The following is a 25,434-nucleotide window of genomic DNA, read 5'->3' on the forward strand; positions in this document are numbered from 1 at the left end:
GTTATGCGGTAGTTATGCGGTATTAGCTATCGTTTCCAATAGTTATCCCCCACATCAAGGCATATTCCCAGGCATTACTCACCCGTCCGCCGCTCGTCAGCAAAGAAGCAAGCTTCTTCCTGTTACCGCTCGACTTGCATGTGTTAGGCCTGCCGCCAGCGTTCAATCTGAGCCATGATCAAACTCTTCAATTAAAGTTTTGTTGCATCTTTCGATACGGCTCAATGATTTTTACTGATTTTCTTGTTTCGTTACTTCTAAAAGAAGTAATGAAGCATAAATTGACTGTGTCATCTTGCGATGATTAAGGTCACTCAGTTCATTGATAAATCTTTCGACGAATCATTTCACGAGTGCCCACACAGATTGCATGGTCAAATTGTTAAAGAACATACTGACTGGTTACCGGCTTAAGTTGCCGTGCTCCGTGTCAGTGAGGCGGCATTATAGAGACTTCGATCACATTGGCAATAGGTATTTAGAATTAAATTCAAATAAATCACCCGACCGAACAAACAACAAACAATAAGAGTCGATACGCTTAAAAAAAGCACACCATACTTGTTTTTATAAGTTCGCCAGCTCATTAATACGTATGACTAAGTCAATCACAACCTTGCTCTGACTGTGATTGTGCCAATTCCAGCTCCCGCATTCGAAATTTTTGCAATTTACCCGTCACTGTCATCGGGAACGTATCAACAAAGCGAATGTATTTGGGGATCTTGAAGTGAGTAATTTGCCCTTGGCAATATTCTCGAATGTCATTTTCAGTAACCGTTTCACCGGCATGCAACTGGATCCAGGCCACCAGCTCTTCACCATAATACTCATCAGCAATACCAAAGACCGCAACCTGCTGGATCTTAGGGTGAGAAAATAAAAACTCTTCGATTTCTCTGGGGTAGATGTTTTCACCGCCGCGGATGATCATCTCTTTTATTCGTCCGGTAATTTTCACATAGCCTTCATTATCCATTGTTCCCAGATCGCCGGAATGTAACCAACCATGCTCGTCTATCGCTTCCTTGGTGCCTTTCGTATTGCCATAGTAACCTTGCATCAAGTGATAACCTCGGAAACAAATTTCACCAATCTCACCTAACGGCACGGTTTCTCCACTTTGAATACTCACCACCTTCACTTCCTGATGGGCTAAATTTTTACCGACCGTTTCTGTCCGGCGCTCAAGGCTGTCATCCCGTGTGGTTAAATGGGTAAGTGGCGAGGCTTCGGTTTCACCATAGCCAATCAGTATTTCACGACAATGCATATCTTCCATTACCCGCACCATGAGAGGCGGCGGACAGGGTGCTCCGGCCATGATCCCGGTACGCAAGCTACTCATATCATAGCGGTGAAAGTCAGCGTGTTCTAATTCGGCAATAAACATGGTCGGCACCCCATGTACCGCCGTGCATTTTTCACTATCAATAGCATGCAATACTGCAGTGGGATCAAAGTGCTCAGATGGAATAACAATACAAGCACCAACCGAAAAACATAACAGATTAGCCAGTACCATGCCGAAGCAATGATAAAAAGGCACCGGAACACATAACTTGTCCTGTTCGCTAAAGTGCATGGCTTTCGCGGAAAAATACGCATTATTGAGAATGTTATGATGGCTCAATATCACGGCTTTCGGAAAGCCGGTGGTACCCGAGGTATATTGAATATTGATCGGGTCATCACGGTCCAGACTTTCAGTAATGCTGTCAATGTCATTATCCGACATCATTTGACCACCAGCCAAAACCTCCGGCCAGATTTTAAACCCGGCTGCTGGACGCTCGCTCTGTTGCGGGTTCTCGGGATCAAATACAATCACCGCACGCAGGAACGGAAATGCCTTGCAATTTAGCTGAGGCGATGGTGTTTTCAGCTCAGGAATAAGCTCCAGCAACATTGAGAGGTAATCACTATCACGAAAGGCAGGGATCACAAACAACCCCTGCACTTCAGAGCATTGCAACGCGTAAGCCAATTCCTTTTTTCGGTAAGCCGGGTTGATGTTGACTAAGACCATACCAAGACGTGCCGTCGCCATTTGCAACAGTAACCACTCAAGATTATCAGTAGACCAGACACCAATCCGATCGCCTTTGTGAAAACCAGAACCTAACAGTCCTTTAGCCAGTAAATCTATTTCAGCGGATAATGCTTTATACGTTAATCGCTGATTTTGGGCTAATGAGACAACCGCTTCCCTTTGTGGGTATTGCCGGGCAACATTAATAAAATGCTCAGGAATGGTATTACCGAGCAACGATTGGTTACCACCACGATGAAAATAACTCTTTGGTGCCATTTCCATAATGCTTACCTCATGTCAGCAAACGAAGGCTCAAAGAAAATGAGGGGCCGTCGAAAACAGGGAATAGCGACGATAAGACATCGCTTTGTTTAACCGTTTTTTGGCTAATGCTACGGCGGCATCGCGAGGCAGCATGGATTGCTCATTGACCCGCTTGAGCACCTGCTCGGTATTGCGTCGCACTTTTTCTTCGATTGCCTGAAAGGCTGCCGCCTGAGTTGCGCCACGGTATTCCATCGCCGCACAGATCACCCCGCCCGCATTGGCGATAAAATCAGGAATACATAGCACACCATGCTGATGGAGATATTTCTCAGCCTCTAGCGTGCAGGGAATATTGGCACCCTGCACCATGACCTTGGTGTTCATATGCTGAACATTACCCTCATGGATCACATCCGGCCTGGCTGCCGGGATCCACACATCACATTCAATACCAACCAGATTTTCACCCGTGATTTGGGTCGCGTCATCGTACTCAGTAACAGATTTGCCTTCGGTTTTCAGGGTTAACAGTTGCCCTACATCCAGGCCATTTTGATTACAGATTGCGCCACGGGAATCAGACACCCCCACCAACAACGCCCCCTTATCAACGAGGAACCGACTTACATGCTTACCCACCGCGCCAAAACCCTGCACGACAAACCGCGATCCTTTCACCTTAAACCCGCATTCTTTCGCCACAACATCAACAACTTGAGTTAATCCCCAGCCAGTCGCCCCCAACTTGTCGAGAGGGATCCCCCCGAATACATGGGGCAGCCCTACCACCCGGCCAACTTCATCCCGGATCCAGGCCATGCACTCTTCATCCACTCCCATATCCGGCGCGAAAATATAGGTCTCTTCATTACGCAGGCCTTGGGCAAAAGCACGAATCAATGCCTCTTTATCTTGTTTATTCATTTTAGGATCAGCGCAGATTACGGCTTTACCGCCCCCATGGGGCAGTCCCGCTGCGGCATTTTTAAATGTCATAGCCCGGGCAAGCCTGACACACTCCTCCGTTGTGACATCAGCAGCCATACGAATACCGCCTATTGACGGCCCCATCGCCACATTATCCACCACCAGCACCGCTTTTAAGTTCACAGAGGGTTCATACAAATGAATGATTTTAAATGGCCCGAGTTCATCGGAATATTGAAATATCTCGTCCATATTATATCTTTCGCCAATGACTATTTGTTGTATATAAACCATAGTCACAATTAGCCAAAAAAGGGGGGAATAACTGGAATTCCATGATGTTAAAGTAAAAAGACAGTAAGATTACCGGAACTCGGCACACCACAAGACATGCGTATGTTGGGTGGTGATTTTACACGAACAGGACAGTTCAAGATTTACTTGAATTGCTTTGCGCACAGATTCTGCACGTGAAAGTTCAGGAAATTGACGGGTTCGAAAAAATGAAGAGGCTTAAACTCGCTTTTCACTGATTGATGACAAGAAGAAAAGCGAACCTAAGTTTTTGATCGGTCTAGAAACAACAAAGCCCCAACCGAAGTTGAGGCTTTATCATTTTATCTGGTGCCCGAGGCCGGACTTGAACCGGCACGTCTTGCGACAACGGATTTTGAATCCGTCGTGTATACCAATTTCACCACTCGGGCAGATGCGGCTCATTATACGTATACAAGATTGATGCGCAAGCATTTCTTTCATCCAAACCCTCACCTGCTGCATTTTCAGTCAAGGTGATAGCTTATCGCTCAGACGTGCCACTTTTTCATTGTTCAAGCCGCTACAGTATGTGGTTACACTTGCGACAACGCCATAATAAAGGTCTCGTTAACTCGGTACAGGGGCTACACAAATCTCTCGCCATTGCGGATCCGTAGTTCTGGCTCAAAACGACGATTAACGCTAATGCTTTCTTGTTTTATTTGGCTTTTCAGCACTTCAACGGCGACACGAGCCATATCACTGATAGGGAAGTGCACCGCAGATACAGTAGGATAAAAGCTTGCACACAAGTCGACACTATCAAAGCTAATTAGCGAAATTTGTTTGGGTACTTCGATATTATGATCATGAAGAAACTGTAAAGCTCCCCCCATCATCTCCTCACTACAAGAAAATAATGCGGTCATATCAGGGTGAGCTTGATAAAGTTGTTGTGCCGCAACGTAGCCACTTTCCCGGCCATAGTCGCCTTTAACACTTAGAGTCGGCTCAATGGCAATATCAGCCTCTTTTAGTGCATTAATATAACCTTGGTAGCGTTGCCTGCTATTGGTATGATTGAGAGAACCTGATATACAAGCAATTTTCCTGTGTCCTAGCTTAACCAGATGACTGACAGCCATTCGCCCAGCATGCATATGGTCAAACGTAATACACCGAGATTCCAAACCTTCGACTAAACGATCTAACAGAACAAAAGGTGTCGGTTCCAGAGCCAGTTGTCGCAATTCATCGTCGCTAAGATAACGACTATAAAGAACCGCCCCTTCACAACGAAGATCATGAAATCGACGAATAGCTTCCCGTTCACCATCTGCACAGTGATGCCCCTGGGCGGTAATAAGAAATTTCTTATGCAAATCAAGTTCAGCCTGAACTTGATCCATCATTTCACCAAAAAAACCACCTGTATAGTTAGTGACCAATAAACCTATCATATTGGATGAGGCAGTTGCGAGAGAGCGCGCTATTGCACTGGGACGATAATTCAACTCTGCCATAGCTTGTTCGACTTTTCTTTTAGTATCGGCTCGGAATTTACCTTCACCATTTATTATTCTTGATACCGTCGAACGGTTAACACCAGCTAAAAGAGCAACGTCTTTGATTCTTGCCATAACCTTTGCGTCTTACCTCTGATGATTAATTGAGAGGCATTATGAGCGCCCCGTTAGCCAGCCCTCGACTATAGAGGAAACCAACATCTGCCGAAAGGCATCGACGGCGTAATTTTGAATAAACACCCTATTTATAGCAAGCTGCCAGTTATTCGCAATGGTGAATCAGGTGGGAATTGCGTAACTGACAGCTGCTATTCTGTTATCAGAAGCTAAATTAACGTTTTTAGCCTCTGATAATATGTTAGATGAAAATCCCCATTGAAATAACTAATTTATCTTAGCCAGTATAAATCACTATTAGAGTATGAAATTTTTGAGGCTAGACTTTATTAAAAAGCCATTCAATTCGATAATATAGAGAAACCAGAGACTTCAACACCTTGCTTATCTAATCTTTCATGTAAGCTTCCATCTGTTAATATAGCCAACTCTTTTGCTCTTAACACATTGTAACTGCTAATATCTAATAAAGGCTGATCAATAAAAGCAGGATGACACATGATTTCTAATACATCACAGCGATTTTGATGCTTTTTTATAATCCCCAATAGTTTATCGACACCAATGTCATCACCGTAAAAATCATCACTGAAGATATATCGACAACCGTTCGATGTCATACCATATTCACCACATTCTCTTAATGGTACTTTGTAATAACGAGCTAGCTCTTGTACCACTGGTAATATTTGAGGGTGAGTATGAGCGTGGTGGTGGCTATCAATGTGGCTTAAGCTTAACCCTGAAGCAAGAAAATGCTCAATTTGCGCAGTCACTTCATCAGCGATCTGTTGTTCAACAAAATCTTTTTTCTGACAATAATTTCGTTTTTTGAGAAATTGGCCATTTTCGCTTGTCAAGGAATGGGCTGCAGTGAGCGGCGCACCAGCCGTAAACCGCAAATGCAACCCCACGTTGAGTGAAGGCGTTAAAGAAGCCAGATCAATTGCATGTTTGTCAGCCTCCATACCCACCATGAGAGTTGTTGAACGTACCACCCCTGACTGACTGGCAGCAACGATCCCCAAATTAACGCCGGGAGTCAAACCAAAATCATCCGCATTAAAAATTACATGCATAGCATCACCTAAAATTATAATCGTCGTCGGCTTCCTTGCCGCTCAAGATTTCCTATCAACTGTAATTATTACTTATTGAATTGTGGTAAGTAGTCATGATTAATTCGCAATATGTCATCCAATATTGCTTTGGCTCGTTTAATATCTGGCACCAGGGGATTATTCGCCAACGCCATTAAGCCTTTGTCATAATCACCATGCACTGCAGCCTCAACCGTCAATTGTTCATAGGCTTTGACCTGATGAATCAAACCGCTCACCGCTGGACTTAAATGTCCGACAGCTAAAGGCTTAGCTCCCCAGCTGCCGACAACAGCACTGCATTCGATCACGGCATCATCAGGCAAGGTGGCAATAGTGCCGTTGTTACGTACATTTACAACGTTAATCGTATTAAGATTATTGTAGATGGCGTCAACCAAGTTAAGTGATGCATCTGAGTAATGGGCGCCGCCGCGTTTCTCAAGCTGCTCAGGTTTACGATCAAGGCTGGTATCCTGATATAACTCAAAAAGCTCTCGTTCGGTTTCCATTACTTGTTCCGCTCGCGTCCCCCCACTTTGTGCAGCTTCCTTTTCTTCAGCGAGCATAGCGGTTGTTTGATAAAAATAGCGGTGATATGGGCATGGAATCGCACCTAAGGCTTTAAGAAAAGCAGGATCCCACGGTTCTTCAAAGATATTTTTCATGCTGAAGTTTGCCCCATCACCCACTTTTTTCAGCACTTCCGCAGTAATATCCTTGCCATCAAGCCAAGCGCGATGAGTCCACACCAAATGGTTCAACCCAGCACATTCCAAAGATAAATCATCAGGTGAGCAATTCATCATCTCTGCAATCATCATCTTCATCGAAACGGGCACATTGCAAAGACCAATGGTTTTAACCTTGCTGTATTTTTGCACTGCTTCTGTCACCAGACCGGCAGGATTGGTAAAATTAAGCAGCCAGGCATTTGGAGCCAGCTCTTCAATATCTTTGCAAATATCAAGGATCACAGGGATCGTACGAAGTGCTTTTGCAAAACCACCAGGACCTGTCGTCTCTTGCCCTATCACGTCATACTTGAGTGGTATACGCTCATCATTTGCACGAGCTTGCAATCCGCCGACACGGAACTGAGTCATAACAAAATCAGCATCTTTTATCGCTGCACGGCGATCTAACGAAGCCTTAATGGTAATTTCGGCACCAACCTTTTCAACCATACGCCGCGCCAACGCTTCGATAATATCCAGCTTTTTCTGACCCGGTTCGATATCAACAAAATGAATTTCTTTTACAGGCAAGCGGTCAAGTCTTTTCAATACACCTTCCACCAGTTCGGGAGTGTAGCTACTTCCCCCCCCGATAATGGCCAGTTTTAATGGTGATTTAGTCATAATCCAATCCTTTTTACTTATTTCCTGACATTTGTAATGCAGAGCAATCATTTCTGTTGCGAACTCATGGACACGAATGGACGTCAGCAAGTGCTCTTGCGTATGCGCCAACTGGTGCCATCTGCACCTTACTTTCTCATTATTCAGCTTATTGAAGCTGAATCTGGGTTATCGCGGAACGCAATAACCCACTGATTATTGCTATGCTGTTGCGGGAGCTGGTGCCGCTTCAGATGCTTGTTCTTTGCTCGCCGACTTACCTTCTTCCTCTAATAGCTGCTTCTCAAACATTTTGAAGAAAGGCAGGTAGATGAATAAATCCATCACGAGTAACGCGATAACAAGTAAGACCGGAGACAGGGTCCAACCTGATCCCCAAGAAGCACCAAGAAGGGCTGGAGCCGTCCATGCTGTCTGTGAGACACCCATTCCGACTATGCCCATATGTACTGCGGTATAAGCAACAACTGCATTTAAAACGGGTGCAAAAACAAACGGGATAAACATGGTTGGGTTTAATACGAGAGGGCTACCGAAGATCACGGGTTCATTGATCTGAAAGAAACCAGGAACAAAGCTCATACGGCCAAGACTACGAAGGTGAACCGAACGGCTGAACATCATCAGGATAACTAACGCCAACGTGGCACCTGAACCACCGATAAAGATGTAGAAATCCCAGAAAGGTTGAGTAAAGACATTGGGGATTGGCTCACCCGCGACATACGCGGCTTGGTTGGCACTGATATTAGTTAAGAAAATAGGCGAAAGCAGACCAACGACAATCGCGGCGCCATGGATACCAGCAAACCACAATAGCTGACACACTAGCAGCGCACCAATGATGGCTGGCAATGAATTTGATGCACTGACCAAAGGCCTGAACATCTCCAACACCAAATCTGGGATCAGCATGTCATATTGAGCTTGTACAAAGAGACTCAAAGGGAAAAGGGTCAAGAAGACGACAATCACAGGGATCAGCAATTCAAAAGAACGGGCAATCGCCGGTGGCACTTGCTCAGGCAGCCTGATGGTAACATTGTACTTTTTCAATATACGGATCAATTCAACAGAAAAGAACGCACTGATAACGGCTGTAAAAATACCCGTGCCAGACATGTGACCCATTGATAACGTGTCGTTTGTCGCAGGTGCCGATGCAACTAAAAAGGACATTAGCGATAGTGAGGCACTGGTAATTCCATCCATTTTATAAGCACGTGCCAGGCTGTATCCAATCCCCATTGACACAAAGACGGCCATTATTCCCATCGTCATTTGAAAGGGCATCATAATGTTGTCAAAGTTTGCCGCCGCAAAATCAAGCCAAGCACGACCGAAAGAATTTTGCGTATCTGCATCAAAAGGTGGAAAGGCAAAAACCAAGGCAAAACTACCAACAATAATAAATGGCATCGCAACAATAAAACCATCACGCATTGCACGAACATGTTTTTGATTACCAACTTTAACTGCGAGCGGTGCAATATGCCTTTCAACAGTATTAATTATTGCATCATAGAGCTTCATAGAACTAATCCTTTTGTTTATGATAAAACATCACACTCCACACCCATGATGTAGAGATATACAATATTATTTATCGCAAATGTTAACCAAACAGATACAGGTTAATTAATGTTTAACTCAATATAAAATAAGAGATAAGGCTTATTCCAATACTTCACTTCCTTTCATCGTGCCGAACGCAAGAAGAGAAATAGCAACGACCTGCTTACCATATAAACTGGCTACTTTCGGTCATTCAGCTAACTAAGAACAAACCCAATGGTCTAAAAAACAGAGATTAAAGCCTTGTCTTGCATCTTCAAACGCATTTAGGGCTAGCGCTTCAATCTTACAATCCATACCTCTTTCTACCACTACAACTTCCTTATCAACATACTGGTTGACATCCTGACACTGCAGCACAATAAAACCTTCTTTGTTTCACTATCCTGCTTTTATTTGATCACTATATATAACGATATAAAAATTGTAACCAAACAAAGCCAAAACAAAAAGCGCAACCGGTTGCATTTCACGTGAACAAGCTCTCACTTTAATAAACAAAAAACTACAAAACAGTTTCATTGCTTCTTTTGGAAGAGATGTGGTAAATAAGAATTAAAACTTTTGCCTGCTTTTATAAGGCGAATAGAACAACAAAGCATCTCTAACCGTTTTCACCTTAATGTCATAGCGCACATTATTGACCTGGTAATATGCTGTGCTTGCATGATTTCTTTGCGACTAACACCAACACAAACCAAACATTCACGTTAAAACAAATAATGTTAAACTGCTCACTGGTGTCGATTTTTTGCAGATCCCGCAGATACATACCCAAGTGACCTCAAGATGCAGGATTCAGAGTGAGCTCAGCGAGTTCAATTCAAGGAAAATGAGCATAGGAATGGTTGTCCCTTTCAAGCTCATTTGACGCAGAAGTGGGCACGCTGAGTCACTCCCAGAGGGCGAGTTTTATTGACTGCTATGCTGCGTTGCTGATTTTTGACGTAGAACAACTATGTCATCAAATCAGCGCCTTACCTAGAAGCCAATAAATTCTCGCTGAAACGAGCATCTTGAGGTCACTTGGGTATAATATCGGCGAACAAATACAGTCGCCATAGACCTTTTCATTGATCGGGCAGGCAAACTTACTTGGTGTAAAGATGAGAAAGAAAAAACAACAGGACGTTAAACTGGCGAAACAATACCCAGGCTTATTTCGCCGTCTAGGGGCTTGGGTTTACGACTCTCTGGTGGTAGCCGCTGTACTTATGCTCGCAGGGGGTGCCGCAATGGCCATTATGGCCGCCTTACTCCATTTCGGTATTCTTGAACTTGGTGATCATGAAGATGTCAGCGCCTACCTGAGCACACACCCTGTGGCCGGGATCATTTATCCCGCTTATCTCGCTGCCGTAATGATTGGATTCTATGCTTACTTCTGGTGTAAAGGTGGACAAACACTCGGTATGCGTGCCTGGAAGTTGCGCATCCAAAATGCAGATGGTTCAAATATTCGTTTGACTCAAGCTTTCATCCGTATGGGAACGTCTGCCTTTGGGTTAGGAAATCTATTAGCCCCGTTTCACAGTAAAAAACAATCCTTCCAGGACTTAATGGCTGAGTGTGAAATGATTGTCACCGCCGTAAAATAATCGTGAGAGTGTGGAACAGGTATAAAAAGAAGAAGGAGCCATATGGCTCCTTCTTCTTTTTTTATAACTTACGCCGCAGCAAATAAAACGTAATCACCAGGAAGACCATACTTGGCCCCAAAGCACCAATAACAGGGTGTAAGCGATACACCAGACTCATCGGGCCAAATACTTCATTCGAAATATAGAACGCAAAACCAAAAATGACCCCAGACAGGACGCGTGCGCCCATTGTCACGGAACGCAGCGGTCCGAAGACAAATGACAGAGCTAACAGCATCATGACCGCAATCGAGACTGGCTGCAGCATCTTGCGCCAGAAGGCCAGCTCATAACGAGAGGCATCTTGCTTTGACTCTTTCAGGTACGATACATATTCATAGACACCTGAGAGTGATAGCTCCTCAGGTTTTACCGTGACGACAGCTAATTTTTCAGGTGTTAATGAGGTTTTCCAGGCTAAGGTGTCATATTCCGTGTTGGTCTGCTTAACATCTGAAATAGCAGTAACCGTCACATCAGCAAGCTGCCAGCCTTGCTGTTCATCATAGGATGCTGACTTTGAAAACACCATTTGGTTAAGCTGATCTTGTTCATCAAACTGCCAGATATTAACAGCGACTAGATGACTCTTCTCATGGACACGGCCGATATAAATGAAGTCATTATCATCTTTTGCCCAAACGCCACGCTGAACTGACAGCATATTTCCCCCAGACGTCCACAAAGCACGAAGTTCGCGCGCTGCTTTTTGTGCTTCAGGAGCCCCCCACTGGCCTAGCGCCATCACGATAAGCATCAGAGGAACCGCGGTTTTTAGTGCTGACAAACCGATATCAAGTTTAGAGAAGCCTGCCGCCTGCATAACGACCAGCTCAGAGCTGGATGCCAGTGTGCCTAAGCCGATCAATGCCCCCAGCAATACCGCCATCGGAAAGAACATTTCGATATCACGAGGAACACTCAGCAATACATACATGAGCGCTTTCCATAAGTCGTAGGTTCCATCGCCCACTTTACGAAGCTGCTCAACATATTTGATGATGGCGGATAACCCAACCAGCGTAGATAACGTTAAGGCGGTCGTCGCAATAATCGTTCGGCCAATGTACCAGTCTAAAATCTTAAACATTAGCCGCGTCTCCGTAATTTATCTCTCAGCACCCTCAATGGCATGGTATCCCAGGCATTTAAGGCTATTGCAACTAACAACATCACGCCATTGATTGCCCACAAACCGATCGATGAAGGCAACCCGCCATCTTCCACGGATGATTTAGCGGCGCTAATTGCCAGGAAGTACGCCAAGTATATTAATACCGCAGGAAACAGCTTGGCGAACCGTCCCTGGCGCGGATTAACGGCCGACAGCGGCACAACGACCATAGTTAAAAGAGGAATACATAAGAATAATGAGACACGCCATTGAAACTCCGCTTTCGCTGCCAGTTCCGGGTTTTTCATTAGCTCTAGAGTCGGTAATGCATCCCAGTCACGAGTTTTTTCGCGAACAGCACGCTGGCCGATTAACGCTTGATACTCATCAAATTCAGTGATGGAATAATCAAGCCGGGTCGGGAATCCTTCATAACGGGTGCCATCTTTCAGATCCAGAACCTGGCGACCATCGTTCAGCTCACTGACATAACCACGATCGGCCACCATGACACTTGGACGTAATGTATCGCGAGCAATCGGCTGTGCCACAAATACCTTATGCAACTTAGAACCACTGTCAGTGATGTCATTAACAAAGACGACCCCCCTGCCATTGGGGGCGGCCTGAAACTGACCTTTCACTAACAACTCCAGGCCAGAGTCCGCTTCCACAGCCTCCATGACCCGTGTTTCCTGCTCGGCACTCCAGGGGGCAAGCCACAAGGAGTTAAAAGCGGCAACAGAGCCCGTAAGCACCGCTAACAACAGCGCGGCCTGGATCAGAAACTTATTGCCAATCCCCGTTGCGTTCATGACAGTGATTTCACTTTCGCCATACAAACGGCCAAAAGTCAGCAAAATGCCAATATATAGACTGAGAGGCAGCATCAACAATGTCATTGACGGCATATACAGCCCCATCAATGTCAAAATCAGATCACCAGGAATTGACCCCTCTGTTGCAGAGGCCAGAATACGAATAAATTTTTGACTAATAAATACAAGAAAAAGCACAAAAAGAACTGAAAATTGGCTTTTTAATGTCTCACGTGTCAAATACCGAACAATAATCACGCTTTATATACCCATAGAAAACTTGTTTTTTTACTGGAATCACTATAGTTTTTCGGTAAATCAGTTATTTTTTAATCTTTCGGCTAATTGTTAGCCTGCACTTTAATCCTATACCGATAGAGCGGTCCAGCAAGTAAGTGCGGTATTATCTAACATTTAGCATTAATTGTCTTTAGTAGGATGTAGGAGTACGCATGGAGTTCAGTGTAAAAAGTGGCAGCCCCGAGAAACAGCGAAGTGCCTGTATTGTCGTCGGCGTCTTTGAACCACGTCGCCTCTCTCCAATAGCGGAACAACTTGATAAAATCAGTGATGGCTATATCAGCTCATTACTGCGTCGCGGCGACTTAGAAGGTAAGCCGGGCCAGATGCTGTTACTTCACCATGTACCAAACGTATTATCTGAGCGTGTACTACTGGTAGGGTGTGGTAAAGAGCGTGAACTTGATGAACGCCAATATAAGCAAATCATCAAGAAAACCATCAGTACCCTGAATGAAACAGGTTCAATGGAAGCGGTATGCTTCCTGACCGAGCTACATGTAAAAGGCCGCGATACTTACTGGAAAGTTCGCCAGGCAGTTGAAACAACCAAAGACAGCCTGTACACCTTTGATCAATTTAAGAGCAACAAGCCAGAAACCCGCCGTCCACTGCGCAAGCTGGTCTTTAATGTACCAACTCGCCGCGAACTGTCGTTAGGCGAGCGTGCTATTTCGCACGGTTTAGCTGTCGCTTCGGGTGTGAAAGCAAGTAAAGATCTGGGTAATATGCCGCCAAACGTAGCAAACCCGGCTTACCTCGCTTCACAAGCTCGTCGTCTAGCCGATGATTATGACACTGTATCGACCAAAATCATTGGTGAGCAGGAAATGAAAGAGCTAGGCATGACATCTTACCTGGCGGTTGGTCAGGGCTCGAAAAACGAAGCCATGATGTCAGTGATCAAATATATAGGTAACCCGGATTCAACAGCCAAACCGATTGTGCTGGTGGGTAAAGGCCTGACATTCGATTCCGGTGGTATTTCCATCAAGCCATCCGCTCAGATGGATGAAATGAAGTATGACATGTGTGGTGCGGCATCTGTCTTTGGCGCAATGAAATCACTGGCGAAGCTGAACCTGCCAATCAATGTTGTCGGTATTCTGGCTGGCTGTGAAAATATGCCAGGCGGCAGCGCTTACCGCCCGGGTGACATCATCACCACGATGTCTGGCAAAACGGTAGAGGTACTGAATACCGATGCTGAAGGCCGTTTGGTGCTTTGTGATGCGCTAACTTATGTTGAGCGCTTTGAACCAGAATGCGTTATTGATGTTGCGACCCTGACAGGCGCCTGTGTTGTCGCGCTGGGTAACCACATCAGCGGCTTGCTAGGTAACCACAATCCATTAGCTCATGAGCTGATCAATGCGTCGGAACAAGCCGGTGATCGTGCATGGCGCCTGCCAATGTCCGATGAGTACCAAGAACAACTAACGAGCCCATTTGCTGACATGGCAAACCTGGGTAGCCCTGGTGCAGGTACCATTACTGCAGGCTGCTTCTTGTCTCGTTTCACTAAAAAATATAACTGGGCACACCTGGATATCGCAGGTACAGCGTGGGTTGGCGGTAAAGCCAAAGGTTCAACAGGGCGCCCGGTTCCATTACTGGTCCAATTCCTGTTAAATCGTGCCGGCCTCGAAAACGCCGAATAGGACAGAATACCAACCCGCATTATGATCTGAGTTGGTATAACGGGGCCGGATGGCCCCTTTCTTGTTGAGATAAAACACCATGACTCATGCTACTTTTTATATAATTGATGACAAACACCTCGAAGCTGATAGTGACTACCAGCTTCATTTTGCTTGTCACCAGGCAGCATTGAGTTACCAGCAAGGCAACAAAGTTTATCTGCTCGCTGAAAGTCAAAAACAGGCAGAACAGCTTGATGAGTACTTATGGCAACAGGAACCCGATAACTTCGTCCCTCACAATTTAATTGGTGAAGGGCCAAGGGGCGGTTCGCCTGTTGAGATTGGCTGGCCCGGTTTACGTTATAGCGGACGCCGTAGCTTGCTAATAAATTTGGGTCAAGATGCACCAAATTTTGCCGTAACCTTCCCACAAGTGATAGACTTCGTCCCTTGCGATGAAAAGCTCAAGCAGTTGGCTCGCGAACGCTATAAGGCATACCGCCTTGCTGGCATTCAATTGCAGACCGCCGCTGCCCCTGAGACGCCCTAATTCCCACATCGATCCTTCTAAGAGCGCTATGGAAAAGACATACAACCCACAATCAATTGAACAAGCGCTATATCAGCGCTGGGAAGAGGCTGGTTACTTCAAGCCTCACGGTGATACATCTAAAGATGCTTACAGCATCATGATCCCACCGCCAAACGTCACTGGTAGTTTGCACATGGGCCACGCGTTCCAGGATACCATTATGGATACCCTGATCCGCTGTGAGCGCATGAAAGGCAAAAACACCCTATGGCAAGTCGGTACTGACCACGCAGGTATCGCAACCCAGATGGTTGTGGAGCGTAAAATTGCTGCCGAAGAAGGCAAGACTAAGCACGACTACGGCCGTGATGCGTTCATCGATAAGATCTGGGAGTGGAAAGCTGAATCTGGTGGCACCATCACCAAGCAGCTTCGCCGCCTGGGTGCATCTGTCGACTGGGATCGTGAACGATTCACAATGGATGACGGCCTGTCTAACGCGACTCAAGAAGCCTTCGTTCGTTTATACGAAGACGATCTTATCTACCGTGGTAAGCGCCTGGTTAACTGGGATCCTAAGCTACACACGGCGATCTCCGATCTGGAAGTTGAAAACAAAGATAAAAAAGGCTTCATGTGGCACTTCCGCTACCCGCTGGCGGATGGCGTAAAAACAGCGGATGGCAAAGATTACATCGTTGTCGCCACCACGCGCCCGGAAACCATGCTGGGTGATACCGGTGTGGCCGTAAACCCTGAAGATCCACGTTACAAAGATCTGATTGGTAAAGAGATCCTGCTTCCTGTCATTGACCGTCGTATCCCTATCGTGGGCGATGAACATGCTGACATGGAAAAAGGCACCGGTTGTGTGAAGATCACCCCAGCCCATGACTTTAACGATTACGAGGTTGGCAAACGTCATAGCCTGCCAATGATCAACATCCTGACCTTCAATGCTGACATCCGTGACAGCGCTGAAGTCTTCACCACCAACGGTGAAGCAAGTGATGTATACAGCACTGATCTACCAGAAAAATACCATGGCATGGAACGCTTTGCGGCACGTAAAGCGATCGTGGCAGAATTTGATGAGCTTGGTCTTCTAGAAGAAGTTAAAGATCACGACCTGACTGTCCCTTACGGTGACCGTGGCGGCGTGGTTATTGAACCAATGCTGACTGACCAATGGTACGTACGAACTGCACCACTGGCAGAGCCTGCTGTGAAAGCGGTTGAAAATGGCGAAATTCAATTCGTACCTAAGCAATACGAAAATATGTACTTTGCTTGGATGCGCGATGTTCAAGACTGGTGTATTTCACGTCAGCTTTGGTGGGGACACCGTATCCCGGCTTGGTATGACAACGAAGGTAAAGTGTATGTGGGCCGTACTGAAGAAGAAGTACGTGCAAACAACAACCTTGCACCGGTTGTTGTTCTTCGCCAAGACAATGACGTACTGGATACCTGGTTCTCTTCTGCACTGTGGACGTTCGGTACCCAGGGCTGGCCTGAAGATACTGAAGCACTGAAAACATTCCACCCATCAGAAGTATTAGTATCGGGCTTCGATATTATCTTCTTCTGGGTTGCCCGTATGATCATGATGACCATGCACTTCGTGAAAGACGAAGACGGCAAACCGCAGGTTCCATTCAAAACCGTTTACATGACAGGCCTTATCCGTGATGAAAACGGCGACAAGATGTCGAAATCTAAAGGTAACGTACTTGATCCAATCGATATGATTGACGGTATTGGCCTTGAAGAGCTGGTTGAAAAGCGCTGTGGCAACATGATGCAGCCAAAACTGGCCGCGAAGATTGAAAAGCAAACTCGTAAAACTTTCGAGAACGGTATCGAACCATATGGTACTGATGCCCTGCGCTTTACCCTTGCAGCAATGGCATCAACAGGCCGTGATATCAACTGGGATATGAAGCGCCTGGAAGGTTACCGTAACTTCTGTAACAAGCTATGGAACGCAAGCCGTTACGTACTGATGAATACCGAAGATCAAGACTGCGGTATGGCTGAAGGTGCTGAGCTTGAGTACTCTCTGGCTGACAAGTGGATCGAGTCTCAGTTTGAATTAACAGCAAAAGACTTCAATGCCCATATCGAAAACTACCGTTTAGATATGGCAGCGAATACACTGTACGAATTCATCTGGAACCAATTCTGTGACTGGTACCTGGAACTGACTAAACCGGTTCTTTGGAAAGGCTCTGAAGCGCAGCAACGTGCGACTCGCCATACCCTTATCACGGTTCTGGAGAAGACTCTGCGTCTTGCTCACCCAGTGCTTCCGTACATCACTGAATCTATCTGGCAGAGCGTGAAACCGCTGGTAGACGGTGTTGAAGGCGAAACCATTATGACTCAGGCTTTGCCTCAGTTTGATGAAACGAACGTCAACGAAGCCGCGATTGCTGACATCGAGTGGGTGAAAGCCTTTATCACCAGCATCCGTAACCTACGTGCCGAGTACGACATTGCGCCAAGCAAAGGCCTGGATGTGATGCTGAAAGTCGCTGACGACAAAGATGCCGCACGCATTGCCGCAAATGAAACCGTATTAGCTTCTCTGGCGAAACTAGACAGCATCAAAGTATTGTCTGACGATGAACAGACTCCTGCTTGTGCAACGTCATTAGTTGGTAAATCTACTCTGATGATCCCAATGGCGGGTCTGATCGACAAAGATGAAGAGCTAGCGCGTCTAGATAAAGAATCGGCAAGGATTCAAGGCGAAATCAAGCGCATCGAAGGCAAACTAGGTAATGCCGGTTTTGTTGCGAAAGCACCAGAAGCCGTTGTTGCCAAAGAGCGCGAGAAGCTTGACGGCTACAAAGAAACGCTGGTTAAGCTGGAAGAGCAGAAAGCGACTATCGCTGCGCTGTAAGTACCAGTAGTAACGAGTTTCTAGTTTCTAGAATCGAGTACATCAGAGGGCTGACAAGAAATTGTCAGCCCTTTTTTTATTTTTAGGGCAAACTTCAAAAGCCACTCCCTCATGTCAAGCTTTTGCTTTTCCTAGTTTCTAGTTACGCGTTTCTAGGAACTCGCAACGAGATCTCCATAGAACCTCAGGACCATAGGTCCGCCCTTCCCGCTCTTCCTAGCCACTCGCATCTAGGAACTCGAAACTCGCCCCTCACTTACTAGCCAACAAAACTAACCATTGACTTTGTTGCGAACCACAATTAAATTTAGTTGCACACCACAACAAAGAAGAAGTCACAATGCAACCACAGCAACTGCGTCAACTTTCTCGCCAGCTCGTACGTCAGCTTGGTTTATTCAATAGCCATTGTGGCAGCATGAAGCTGACACCCGTTCAAGCACATACCTTGATTGAGTTAGAACAAGCGCCCTGCACTGTGAATCAAATGGCTGAAAGATTAAAAGTCGATAAATCAAATGCCAGCCGCACCTTAGCGATACTGCTCAATTTAGATTTAGTCACCACCACACCAAACCCTGATGATAAACGAAGCCAATTATCTCAACTCACTGAAAGTGGCAGAGAAACACTCACAGCGCTTCACACCCAGTTAAACTCTCATGTACAGACCATTCTTGATCAGATGGACGTTGATGAGGTTGCTCAACTTAAACAGAGCCTTACCCGTTACACCAAAGCAATTCATGCCGTCGAGAAACAATACGATCACCACATTCGCCCTATCCAACCTCTTGATAACGCATCGGTTGCAGCCGTCGTTCGACGCGTTTCAGCGGAGTATGGGCTTACTGCCGACAAAGGCTATGGTGTTGCAGATCCAACATTAGACAGCATGAATGATGCCTATAAAGCGGCTAACTGCCAATATTGGGTGATCGAAAAAAATAACCGTATTTTAGGGGGCGGTGGTATCAGCCCTCTAGCAGGATCAGATAACTTGTGTGAGTTGCAAAAAATGTATTTCTTAACCGAATTACGCGGTAAAGGGTTAGCACGGGCCCTTGCAGTTAAAGCGCTGAAATTTGCAAGGCTACAAGGCTATAAAGGCTGCTACCTTGAAACAACGGCCAATCTTATCGAAGCAATTGCTTTGTACGAATCATTGGGGTTTGTGCATATTCCACACGCCATGGGCAATACAGGCCATGATGCCTGCGAAGTGCGCATGCTAAAGAGTTTTTAGCATGCGTATTAGGGGCTGTTTTATGCCTGATAACTTTGGTAAAGATGATAGATGGTTAAACCCGCCACCAGCTCATCGTAGGTTGCCGGCCCCAGGTATTTCACCTGCTTTTGATGTTCCGGTACCAAGGTAAAGCTGGAATCTTCAAATCGGCCATCACCAGCATATTCCAGGTGGACAAAAAATGCGGGCTTGCTACAAGTGATCATGACAAACAGCTGGCCGTGGATCTCAGCCACTTCATAGCGTAGCTCCGGTTCGGCCAGCTCACACTGTTTCGGCCTTAGCGGCAAGTAAGTATTTTCAATCACTTCCTGACCACATGTCAGATGGACATGGAAAAATCCATCAGCTTCATGCCCCTCAAGATCTTCCGTCAGCCACTGCCAGGTAACGACGTTTTCATCAGGCTCTAGATAGGTATTCACCGGCTCCCGATAGAGGATTTCGCCCTGCCAGCTTTGCCATATCACTTCCCCTTTCAGTTCAGCACTCTTGCGGCTGTCATTAATCAGGTGAAGGTCGATCCCCTCATCATTCGGGACAAAGGTCGCCAGCTGAGGCGCAAAGAAACGTCTGGCATGATAATGAAGCTGTTTCCAGCGACCACTGTATTCCAGCGATGACCACGAGCTGACTGGCCAGCAATCATTGAGCTGCCAGTATAAGATCCCTCTATTCACCGGCTTTTGTGCCCGCCAGAATTCACTGGCCGTTTTTATCGCCAGTGCCTGCTGTACCTGGCTTAAATACAACATATTGGCAAAGCCGATCGGAAAACGGAAATAACGGGTAAACATCTCAGTAATGATCGAGTTACCGCGGCTATTCTTTTGATGCGATTCAAAACTAGGGGAGGTGATGTTCCAGTCTTTTTCTGGCACAAATGTCCGCACTGACGGCAATGATGGCCACGATTGAAAACCAAACTCGGAGCAGAAACGGGGTTTAACCTTCCGATAGGCGTCCAGATCTTTACCGGAATGCCACACATCCCAGTAATGCATATCACCGCGGTGGTCATCATGCCAGGCATCACCGAAGTCAAGTTCGCCATTACACGGAGAGCTTGCCCAGAAACGGCGATCAGGATCTTCAATGTTCACCACCTCAGCCAGTGCCCGGTTCAAGCGATCATAATTGACCACATATTTTTCACGGTTCTGACGTGATTCCGGGTACCAGCCAATCGCACCGATCACTTCATTATCACCACACCACAATGCCAATGACGGATGATCTTTCAATCGCCTTACCTGCCACTGTACTTCTTCTTTTACTTCAGCAATAAAATCAGGGGTGGCAGGGTAAAGTGCACACGCAAACATCAGATCTTGCCAGACCAGCAACCCAAGTTCGTCACAGAGTTGATAGAAGATATCTTTTTCATACATGCCACCGCCCCAGACGCGGAGCATATTCATATTAGCGGCAACGGCATCTTCAAGTAACTGGCGGTAACGTTGATTGTTCATTCGGCTTGGCAGAGCATCCATCGGGATCCAGTTAGCCCCTTTGGCACTGATCGGCACATCATTGACCTTAAACACCATGCCCTGCCCGATGTCATCGTCATCGGTACACAACTCTAATTTACGCAACCCGATTTTTTTATGGATTTGATGGCCATCGGCTAATACTTCCAGCTCATATAAACGCTGCTTGCCATAGCCTGCCGGCCACCAGCGTTTAGGACGATCAATCCGAAACAGCACTGTCGCCTGCTTCGCTTTACGATCTAAGGTTAAGTGATAAGTTTGCTCATCGAAGGTAACGGAGGCTGAAGCCAGCCCTGAGTTTGCCACGGCTTCATAGTGCAGGGTAACCTCAACCTCACAACGCCACTCCTGCCACTTTTGCCTGGTACTGACGTGGCTGATCCGTACATGCTGGATTGGTTGCAGTTCAATATCACCATATACGCCCATCACCGACAGACAAATCCCCCAGTCCCAGCCTGTATGGCACTGGGTTTTACGGATCGTATTCATATGCGGGATTTGGTTATTTCCTTCCGCCCACGGCACAGGAAACGGTAATTTTTCGGCTCGTGACTGAGCCGCCAGATCGGCCCGATGCAACACAATTTCAATTCGGTTAGCACCCACACGCAAATAAGACAAAATATCGACTTTATGGCGCATGAACATGTTGCTGAAATCGGCAATGGTATGGCCATTGATCCGGATTTCGGCAACGGTATCAAGGTTATCCAGCACCAAGTCCATTGCATTGCAGGCTAGCTCATCAGCCGTCAGTTCAAAGCTTCGGCAGACAATCCAGTCACACTGGCTAACCCATTGCACTTTCGCTTCATTAACTGCCCAGTAAGGATCGGAGATAATTCCAGCGTTAAGCAGGGCTGAATGCACATCACCGGGCAAGGAAACAGGTATATCAGAAATTGAAGAACGCTGTACACAGGTCAGTAACCACTGACCATTGAGTGAGATCGCCATCGCTAGCTCCAGGAATTAATACCAATATCATTAAGTAATTACGGCGATATATTAAGGCGGAAAAAAGCTGCTGTAGCGGCTAAGCGCAAGATATTACGCAATAAAATGTTTCAATTGTATCTCTGTGATCGAATTAAAACTTTTCTCTATTCTTTATTGGCAAAAACAAAAAAAGCCGGCCTCTGCCGACTTTTTTAAATTACCGATTAGGCTTATTCTTCTTCAGGCTCATCTTCGTCATCTTCATCATCTTCGCCAGATTCGAAGTAAGTACCCCAGCCGTCGTAATCAATGCTGTGCTTTTCTGCCAATGCAATCAGCTTTTCAGCCTGCTCATCAATTAACTCGGCGTTAAGTGCTGATTCCATAACGGCATCAAAACACACAACTTTACCGCCACCATCTTCAGGGGCCAGCTCCAGCTCTTCTGCTTCCAGCACTTCAAAACCCATTTTGAATGCTTCTACCGCGGCGCCTTCCAGCTCAGCAAAAGTGTCTGCTGAGAAGTGGTGCTCAATGGTATAAAGAGCTTCAGACTCGCTGCCATCTTCCAGCAAAGCTGCAATAATATCGCGGGTTTCTTCCTTTTGCTCTTCAATCAGTTCTGCATAAGACATGGGGTAACTCCACCTATGGAATAAATTTTCACGCAAATATCGCATGGTTTGGCTGTAATTACCATATGTTAGTCTCATGGCCAGAGAAAATTGACCTTTATCAAAGTTGAGTGTGATTTTCACTGCTGAACAACAACACACTCACTCATAAACTGAGTGAATAATATTCCCGCGTATGCAGTTTCACCGTATTTCCCAGGTGCGGGTTTTACAGCAATAAACGCATAAGCACGCGGTTTAGACACTTTCTAATTGGTGATAAGCCAAGTTATCCTCAAGGGTTAGTCATTCATGCTAATTATTACTAATGCATAATACCGATTACTTTTCAGCACCCCATAAAAACATATTCACCCAGTTATTGGCGAAAAATACCCTCAAGGCCGAAATCCAGTGATTCTTTAGGGGGATGACGGCCCTGAAAAGTGTGAACAACGCCAAGGTTATGTAGCCACTAGCAGTCTAAAATCGTGGCGTAAAACAACAACAGACTCGGCAGCAATGACTACTGAGCAAGAGATAAAAAATTAAGAGAGATACGATCATGAATACATTCTATGCCGAATCGAAGGCAGAGCAGCTACGCTGCATCACCGAGCCCATAGGGTACAACAAACCCTAACCACCTTTACATCCAAGAACACTTTTACTGAGCCCATGGCTTAGCAAACCCTTTTACGCCAAATTCCAAACCTGGCGTGCTGGATCACACCTGAATGCAGAAATTAAGCATAGGGTGCAAGGAGACAATTATGACGACTCAAACGGTAACCAAGGAAGCAAAAGGTGGCTTTTTTGCCAACTTCAAATTCCCTTCCGCCTACACCATTTTATTTGCTCTCATCGCCGTCGTGGCGTTACTTACCTGGATAGTTCCCGCCGGTCAATACGACCGGGTGATGAATGAAGAGCTAGGTAGAGAAGTACCTGTTACGGGAACTTATCAATCCGTCGAAAACAACCCTCAGGGCGTAGTCGACATTCTGCTGGCACCGATTGACGGCTTCTATGATCATAACTCGTATGAAGCAGCAGCCATCGACGTATCACTATTCATCCTAGTGATTGGTGGTTTCCTCGGTTTAGTTACCAAGACAGGGGCAATCGATGCCGGTATCGAGCGCGTTACGGCTCGCCTGCAAGGTCGCGAAGAGTTAATGATCCCGATCCTGATGGCACTGTTTGCCGCAGGCGGTACTATCTATGGTATGGCAGAGGAATCGCTACCTTTCTACACCTTGCTTGTTCCGGTGATGCTGGCAGCACGCTTTGATCCGGTTGTCGCCGCGGCAACTATTCTACTGGGTGCTGGTATCGGCACGCTTGGCTCAACCATCAACCCATTTGCAACGGTTATTGCGGCTAACGCGGCAGGTATTCCATTCACTGACGGGATCTTACTGCGTGTTGGTATGCTGGCTATCGGTTGGTTGATCTGTGTCGGTTACGTGATGCGTTATGCAAAAATGGTCCGTGCTGACAAGACCAAATCCATCGTTTATGACAAGTACGAAGAAAACCAGTCACACTTCCTGGGTAACCGCTCAGGTGAAATGCTGGAATTCACTACGACTCGTAAAATCATCCTGGCTATTTTCGCCGCTTCTTTTGGCATCATGATCTACGGTGTTGCGATTGCAGGATGGTGGATGGCTGAAATCTCAGGCATGTTCCTGGCATCGGCTATCATCATCGGCTTAATTGCACGAATGAGTGAGGAAGAGCTAACATCCAGCTTCATCGACGGTGCCCGCGACCTATTAGGTGTGGCACTGATCATCGGTATTGCTCGTGGTATCGTGGTTATCATGGACCGCGGTATGATCACCGATTCCATCCTCTTCGCTGCCGAACAAGCTGTCACCGGTCTGTCATCAATCGTATTCATCAACGTGATGTACTGGCTTGAAATTGTGCTGTCATTCCTGGTTCCTTCATCTTCAGGTTTAGCGGTACTGACTATGCCAATTATGGCACCGCTAGCTGACTTTGCAGGTGTTGGACGCGACTTGGTTGTCACTGCATACCAGTCTGCTTCAGGTATCGTAAACCTAGTGACCCCAACCTCAGCAGTCGTTATGGGTGGCCTCGCTATCGCACGCGTTCCTTATGTACGCTGGGTGAAATGGGTAGCGCCACTACTTGGTATTCTGACTGTACTGATCATGGCAATGCTAAGTGTGGGTGCAATGATCTAACCTTCGGCTAGATTTCCCCCTCTAACAAAACCGCCGGCAGGCGGTTTTGTTATTTCTTAACTCCCTGTATTTCCAAAATAGATCGCTAAACTCTCCTTTCTCCTAGCCTGCCCTCAGCCAGATCAGTTCTCTATTTTATCCCGAACCACTGTTTACCTTTTTTTGTACGCCACCCTATCCCCAAACCACCTCAAGATGCAGAGTTCAGCGATAATTCATTGGCTTTTAGTCAAGGCTGCCATTTGAGTGAATAATGATTCTATCTTGAGGTGGTTTGGGGATATCAGTAGTCAGTATTTACCTCTGGTTGTCGTTCTGCTCGAATTTATGCTTTTCTAAAGCCGCGCAAAACTAATTTCAATTTCATGGTAATGACAATCTTCTTCATTGCACAATTAAAATAATTGTTAACTCCTTCATTGTTTTCATGTCAATGTTATTTAAGCCATTACCAAAAACAACTTAACAATATAAAACCCAAACCACGAAAATATTAATAACACCTAAAAAACTCATGTATTAAAAGTACAAAACCAATCAAATAAAAAATAAAAAGAAAAAGTTTCGTTACTATTCCATTAACAACTACTGTTTATTTAGATAGACAACCAGTTAAATTGCATAAGATTGATTTTAGCGTAAATGAACAACCTGAATATTTTTGAATAAAATTTCAACAAACAAACAAGATCCCTTTAAAATCAGCAGCTTAATAACACCAAAATAACTTTAAAGGTAATGGGTATACATAAAAACCCATTCGTGAAAATCACCTACGAATGCATGAATAATG

16 protein-coding genes, 1 tRNA gene and 1 rRNA gene are annotated in these 25,434 nt (G+C 45.9%); 6 read left to right on the forward strand and 12 right to left on the reverse strand.

The window, feature by feature from the left end; translation table 11 throughout:
- The 8 genes from L4D76_RS08040 to L4D76_RS08075 all read right to left on the reverse strand — a co-directional run.
- Nucleotides 1–194 (reverse strand): 16S ribosomal RNA (locus tag L4D76_RS08040); the annotation flags it as partial.
- Nucleotides 195–604: 410 nt separating this feature from the next.
- A complete protein-coding gene (locus L4D76_RS08045) occupies nt 605–2,317 on the reverse strand; it encodes an AMP-binding protein (protein WP_428440401.1) in 1,713 nt (570 codons plus the stop codon).
- Nucleotides 2,318–2,347: 30 nt separating this feature from the next.
- Nucleotides 2,348–3,481 carry a Glu/Leu/Phe/Val family dehydrogenase gene (locus tag L4D76_RS08050; protein WP_428440402.1) on the reverse strand — a complete coding sequence of 378 codons (1,134 nt, stop codon included), beginning with the start codon at nt 3,479–3,481 and terminating at the stop codon, nt 2,348–2,350.
- A gap of 370 nt (nt 3,482–3,851) precedes the next feature.
- A tRNA-Leu gene (locus L4D76_RS08055) sits at nt 3,852–3,936 on the reverse strand.
- Nucleotides 3,937–4,131: 195 nt separating this feature from the next.
- On the reverse strand, nt 4,132–5,127 hold the full coding sequence (locus L4D76_RS08060; RefSeq protein WP_428440403.1) for a LacI family DNA-binding transcriptional regulator: 996 nt from the start codon (nt 5,125–5,127) through the stop codon (nt 4,132–4,134).
- A gap of 344 nt (nt 5,128–5,471) precedes the next feature.
- The gene (gene chbG, locus L4D76_RS08065) at nt 5,472–6,209 is read right to left on the reverse strand and encodes a chitin disaccharide deacetylase (protein WP_428440404.1); all 738 of its coding nucleotides are present in this window, start codon (nt 6,207–6,209) and stop codon (nt 5,472–5,474) included.
- A 68-nt stretch (nt 6,210–6,277) separates the two neighbouring features.
- Nucleotides 6,278–7,591 carry a 6-phospho-beta-glucosidase gene (locus L4D76_RS08070; RefSeq protein ID WP_428440405.1) on the reverse strand — a complete coding sequence of 438 codons (1,314 nt, stop codon included), beginning with the start codon at nt 7,589–7,591 and terminating at the stop codon, nt 6,278–6,280.
- A gap of 201 nt (nt 7,592–7,792) precedes the next feature.
- The gene (locus L4D76_RS08075; RefSeq protein ID WP_428440406.1) at nt 7,793–9,124 is read right to left on the reverse strand and encodes a PTS sugar transporter subunit IIC; all 1,332 of its coding nucleotides are present in this window, start codon (nt 9,122–9,124) and stop codon (nt 7,793–7,795) included.
- A gap of 1,148 nt (nt 9,125–10,272) precedes the next feature.
- Between L4D76_RS08075 and L4D76_RS08080 the strand changes: the two genes are divergently transcribed.
- Nucleotides 10,273–10,764, forward strand: coding sequence for an RDD family protein (locus L4D76_RS08080; protein ID WP_428440407.1), 492 nt, complete (start codon nt 10,273–10,275; stop codon nt 10,762–10,764).
- 61 nt (nt 10,765–10,825) lie between these two features.
- On the opposite strand, the gene lptG is transcribed toward L4D76_RS08080, so the two are convergent.
- Both lptG and lptF read right to left on the reverse strand, forming a co-directional pair.
- Complete coding sequence (gene lptG, locus L4D76_RS08085; RefSeq protein WP_428440408.1) at nt 10,826–11,896, reverse strand: LPS export ABC transporter permease LptG; 1,071 nt, start codon at nt 11,894–11,896, stop codon at nt 10,826–10,828.
- The gene (gene lptF, locus L4D76_RS08090; RefSeq protein WP_428440409.1) at nt 11,896–12,996 is read right to left on the reverse strand and encodes an LPS export ABC transporter permease LptF; all 1,101 of its coding nucleotides are present in this window, start codon (nt 12,994–12,996) and stop codon (nt 11,896–11,898) included. The genes lptG and lptF overlap by 1 nt, the downstream gene beginning before the upstream one ends.
- Before the next feature lie 194 nt (nt 12,997–13,190).
- Here lptF and pepA point away from each other — a divergent pair, with 194 nt between their 5' ends.
- From pepA to L4D76_RS08110, 4 genes are all read left to right on the forward strand, one after another.
- Nucleotides 13,191–14,699: a leucyl aminopeptidase gene (gene pepA / locus L4D76_RS08095; protein ID WP_428440410.1), complete on the forward strand. Its 1,509-nt coding sequence runs from the start codon at nt 13,191–13,193 to the stop codon at nt 14,697–14,699.
- A 79-nt stretch (nt 14,700–14,778) separates the two neighbouring features.
- Entirely contained in the window at nt 14,779–15,231 is a 453-nt protein-coding gene (locus L4D76_RS08100; RefSeq protein ID WP_428440411.1) for a DNA polymerase III subunit chi, read from the forward strand.
- 28 nt (nt 15,232–15,259) lie between these two features.
- Complete coding sequence (locus tag L4D76_RS08105; RefSeq protein ID WP_428440412.1) at nt 15,260–18,121, forward strand: valine--tRNA ligase; 2,862 nt, start codon at nt 15,260–15,262, stop codon at nt 18,119–18,121.
- A gap of 340 nt (nt 18,122–18,461) precedes the next feature.
- Nucleotides 18,462–19,367, forward strand: a complete 906-nt coding sequence (locus L4D76_RS08110; protein WP_428440413.1) for a bifunctional helix-turn-helix transcriptional regulator/GNAT family N-acetyltransferase — start codon at nt 18,462–18,464, stop codon at nt 19,365–19,367.
- 20 nt (nt 19,368–19,387) lie between these two features.
- On the opposite strand, the gene L4D76_RS08115 is transcribed toward L4D76_RS08110, so the two are convergent.
- Nucleotides 19,388–21,826 (reverse strand): beta-mannosidase, encoded by a 2,439-nt coding sequence (locus L4D76_RS08115; protein ID WP_428440414.1) that lies wholly within the window; start codon nt 21,824–21,826, stop codon nt 19,388–19,390.
- A gap of 212 nt (nt 21,827–22,038) precedes the next feature.
- Nucleotides 22,039–22,443, reverse strand: a complete 405-nt coding sequence (gene rraB, locus L4D76_RS08120; protein WP_428440415.1) for a ribonuclease E inhibitor RraB — start codon at nt 22,441–22,443, stop codon at nt 22,039–22,041.
- A gap of 752 nt (nt 22,444–23,195) precedes the next feature.
- On the opposite strand from rraB, the gene L4D76_RS08125 reads away from it, so the two are divergent.
- The gene (locus tag L4D76_RS08125; RefSeq protein WP_428440416.1) at nt 23,196–24,641 is read left to right on the forward strand and encodes a YfcC family protein; all 1,446 of its coding nucleotides are present in this window, start codon (nt 23,196–23,198) and stop codon (nt 24,639–24,641) included.
- Nucleotides 24,642–25,434 lie beyond the last annotated feature (793 nt).

The organism is Photobacterium sagamiensis (genome assembly GCF_050337085.1).
Lineage (GTDB): Bacteria > Pseudomonadota > Gammaproteobacteria > Enterobacterales > Vibrionaceae > Photobacterium > Photobacterium sagamiensis.

Excerpts from the sequence above, each read along its gene's own strand:
- L4D76_RS08115 (WP_428440414.1), bottom strand. The coding sequence starts at position 21,826 with ATGGCGATCTCACTCAATGGTCAGTGGTTACTGACCTGTGTACAGCGT.
- L4D76_RS08080 (WP_428440407.1), top strand. The coding sequence starts at position 10,273 with ATGAGAAAGAAAAAACAACAGGACGTTAAACTGGCGAAACAATACCCA.
- lptG (WP_428440408.1), bottom strand. The coding sequence starts at position 11,896 with ATGTTTAAGATTTTAGACTGGTACATTGGCCGAACGATTATTGCGACG.
- L4D76_RS08075 (WP_428440406.1), bottom strand. The coding sequence starts at position 9,124 with ATGAAGCTCTATGATGCAATAATTAATACTGTTGAAAGGCATATTGCA.
- chbG (WP_428440404.1), bottom strand. The coding sequence starts at position 6,209 with ATGCATGTAATTTTTAATGCGGATGATTTTGGTTTGACTCCCGGCGTT.
- L4D76_RS08050 (WP_428440402.1), bottom strand. The coding sequence starts at position 3,481 with ATGGACGAGATATTTCAATATTCCGATGAACTCGGGCCATTTAAAATC.
- L4D76_RS08100 (WP_428440411.1), top strand. The coding sequence starts at position 14,779 with ATGACTCATGCTACTTTTTATATAATTGATGACAAACACCTCGAAGCT.
- L4D76_RS08060 (WP_428440403.1), bottom strand. The coding sequence starts at position 5,127 with ATGGCAAGAATCAAAGACGTTGCTCTTTTAGCTGGTGTTAACCGTTCG.
- rraB (WP_428440415.1), bottom strand. The coding sequence starts at position 22,443 with ATGTCTTATGCAGAACTGATTGAAGAGCAAAAGGAAGAAACCCGCGAT.
- L4D76_RS08110 (WP_428440413.1), top strand. The coding sequence starts at position 18,462 with ATGCAACCACAGCAACTGCGTCAACTTTCTCGCCAGCTCGTACGTCAG.
- L4D76_RS08125 (WP_428440416.1), top strand. The coding sequence starts at position 23,196 with ATGACGACTCAAACGGTAACCAAGGAAGCAAAAGGTGGCTTTTTTGCC.
- L4D76_RS08070 (WP_428440405.1), bottom strand. The coding sequence starts at position 7,591 with ATGACTAAATCACCATTAAAACTGGCCATTATCGGGGGGGGAAGTAGC.
- pepA (WP_428440410.1), top strand. The coding sequence starts at position 13,191 with ATGGAGTTCAGTGTAAAAAGTGGCAGCCCCGAGAAACAGCGAAGTGCC.
- L4D76_RS08105 (WP_428440412.1), top strand. The coding sequence starts at position 15,260 with ATGGAAAAGACATACAACCCACAATCAATTGAACAAGCGCTATATCAG.
- L4D76_RS08045 (WP_428440401.1), bottom strand. The coding sequence starts at position 2,317 with ATGGAAATGGCACCAAAGAGTTATTTTCATCGTGGTGGTAACCAATCG.